Raw genomic sequence first — 1,879 nt, 5'->3', positions numbered from 1 at the left:
GCCGCCCAGGTCGCGTTCGACGGCGGCGGCCACGGCGCGCGCCGCCTGCGCCGTCTCGCTGACGACGTGGTCGCGTTCGCGCGTGTAGCTTTGCGCCACGAGCAGGATGAAGACCAGCGACGTCGGGAGGACCCAGGCGAGCACCAGCCATGAAATTCTTGAGCGTATCGAAGGCAAATCTTGCACCCGGAAAGCTCCCAGAATGGATGAGTCGACAGGCAGGCTTGCGCTGGCGCTGGCTGACCTTGAATGAAAAGATGCTAGACGAAATTGATTCTTCTGACAAGCCTAGTTTCTGGCCCGAAAAAAGAGTTGCACAAGGCATACAGGGGAAGGGCGCCGCGCCGCGCAGGGGGGGCGGGGGCATGCGTCCCGCCGGCGCGCGGCGGGAAGCCAGGCGGGGCTTACTGGACGACGGTCAGCACGTCGACATCGATTTCCGGACTTTCCATGAAATCCTTTTCCACTTCGCCGCGGATTTCCACCAGTGTCCTGGCGTCGATCTTGCGGTTCATGAAGACTTTATTGTCGATTTCCACGCGGATTTCCGCCGTGCCGTCGGAGAAGGTGTATTTCTCGTTGCCGACCTTGCGCAGCAGGTGGCCGCGCAGCACGACGGCCTGGTCGTCGACGGGATTTTTCAGGACGGCGGCGACCGTCTTCGGCGCGTCGGGACCGACGGACGGCCCCACGAACTGGGCTTGCGCGCCGCCGGCCAGCACGGCGCAGGCGGCGGTCAGGGAGACGACGAGCTTACGGTGCAGTGACATGCTATTCCTTTGATAGTGACTGCCTTGTCAGAAAAACACGGCGGTGCGGGGAATGATAGCACCGGTATTGCCATATGGCATGTTCGCCCGGACGGAACCCGTGCTGGCCACGCCATCGTCGAGTTTGCTGTCGATCTGCTCCGCATAACCTTCCGGCAAGTTGTCGAAACGGATGCCGTTGCCGGCGCGCCCGCCCACTTCATCGTTGTACAGGTAGACGGCGCCGCCCTGGGCGCTGGTCATGAACTGCGAGGTGCCGTTGAACGAGCCGGTAATGAAGCCGCCCAGCGCCAGGTGCTGCGGCGCCAGCGTGAATTCGCGCGGCTGGCCGTCGCCGATCTGGCCGTCGCCATTGCCGTTGCCGGCCGAATTGGGCACGTGCACGGTGCCCTGGATATCGTCGCCGGGCAGGGCGCGGAATTTGTCCTGGTAGGCGTTGACGGCGGCCGTCAGCGAATTGGACTGCTGGATGATGTTTTTCACCTTGGCGCTGTCGATCAGCCCCTGTCCCTTCAGCACGCCGCCCAGCAGCAGGCCGATGATGACCAGGACGATGGCGATTTCGACGAGCGTAAAGCCGTGCTGGCGATGTTGCGGCATGGGAATTCCTTATCAAAAACGTTGGCTTGCGGGAGCCACTGCGGGGACTGCGGCAGGCAGCCCCCGCAGGCAGCCCGTTAACGGCAGTTTACTGCAAATGGCCGCTTGCGGACACGGCATTTCAAGGGCCAGGTCATGGCGGCGCATTTGCTTTCTTTGCGGCAATCTGGCTGGCGAGTTCGTCGAGCCGGCGGGCCAGGAAGGCCAGCTCGTGCGGATCGCTGATCTGGCCGCTCTGTATCAGGCCGCCGATCACCAGGCGGGCGCTGTCGAGCTGGTCCATGTCTTCCAGGATGAACGCTTCCATTTCGCGCGCCCACGGCGGCACCTGCGGCCCCGTCGCCAGCCGGCGCAGCGCGCGCGCGTACGTCAGGGCCAGCGGCAAGTCGTGCAGCTGGTGCCTGGCCAGCAGCACCGCCTGCGCCATGGCCGGCCAGCGGCGGCCCGGGTCGGCCGCGAAGCTGGCGGCGACAAAGGCCAGCATGCGCCGCGCGCGGGCCGGGTCGGCC

2 protein-coding genes and 1 pseudogene are annotated in these 1,879 nt (G+C 65.0%); all 3 read right to left on the bottom strand.

What is annotated here, in order from left to right; genetic code table 11:
- Window positions 1-404: 404 nt before the first annotated feature.
- Window positions 405-770, bottom strand: coding sequence for a YgiW/YdeI family stress tolerance OB fold protein (locus tag CBW50_RS28340; RefSeq protein ID WP_086148566.1), 366 nt, complete (start codon window positions 768-770; stop codon window positions 405-407).
- Between the two features lie 27 nt (window positions 771-797).
- Entirely contained in the window at window positions 798-1,370 is a 573-nt protein-coding gene (locus CBW50_RS28335; protein WP_086148565.1) for a prepilin-type N-terminal cleavage/methylation domain-containing protein, read from the bottom strand.
- A gap of 133 nt (window positions 1,371-1,503) precedes the next feature.
- Window positions 1,504-1,879 (bottom strand): annotated as a pseudogene (locus CBW50_RS28330) (hypothetical protein); the annotation flags it as partial.

The organism is Janthinobacterium sp. GW458P (genome assembly GCF_002127585.1).
In the GTDB taxonomy this organism is placed as follows: domain Bacteria; phylum Pseudomonadota; class Gammaproteobacteria; order Burkholderiales; family Burkholderiaceae_D; genus Janthinobacterium.
Note: the sequence above shows the minus strand (reverse complement) of the source record. Positions and strands in the feature narration are given on the sequence as shown.